At 66.3% G+C, this 445-nt stretch carries 1 protein-coding gene; it reads right to left on the reverse strand.

The window, feature by feature from the left end; translation table 11 throughout:
* On the reverse strand, positions 1 to 445 hold a 445-nt coding region (locus XH81_RS04745; protein WP_271596009.1), incomplete at both ends, for a VCBS domain-containing protein.

The following is a 445-nucleotide window of genomic DNA, read 5'->3' on the forward strand; positions in this document are numbered from 1 at the left end:
ATCCACAATCGTCAGCTGGCCGCTCGTGTTCAGCGCCGCCGCGGTGTCGCCCTCGGTGACGGACTTCGAGTCCGATGAGAGTGTCGCCACGTCGTTGCTGCCGGTGATGGTCACCGTCACGATGCCGGTGGCGGTGCCGTCCTGGCTAGTGACCGTGAACTGGTCCTGCACCTGCTGGCCGGCGATGAGCTCATTGTGGGCACCGTTGCCGGTGTAGCTCCAGGCGCCGTTGGCATCGATGCTGAAGTCGCCGTAGGTGCCGTGGACGTTTGATTGCGCCACGACATGGGCTTCGCCCGTATCCGGGTCGGTGACGGTGAGCTGGCCGCTGGTGTTCAGCGCCGCCGCGGTATCACCCTCGGTGACGGGCTTCGAGTCGGAAGAGACCGTGGCCGCGTCGTTGCTGCCGGTGATGGTCACCGTCACGGTACCGGTGGCGGTGCCA

The sequence above is a fragment of the Bradyrhizobium sp. CCBAU 25360 genome, from assembly GCF_028128695.1.
In the GTDB taxonomy this organism is placed as follows: Bacteria; Pseudomonadota; Alphaproteobacteria; order Rhizobiales; family Xanthobacteraceae; genus Bradyrhizobium; species Bradyrhizobium ottawaense.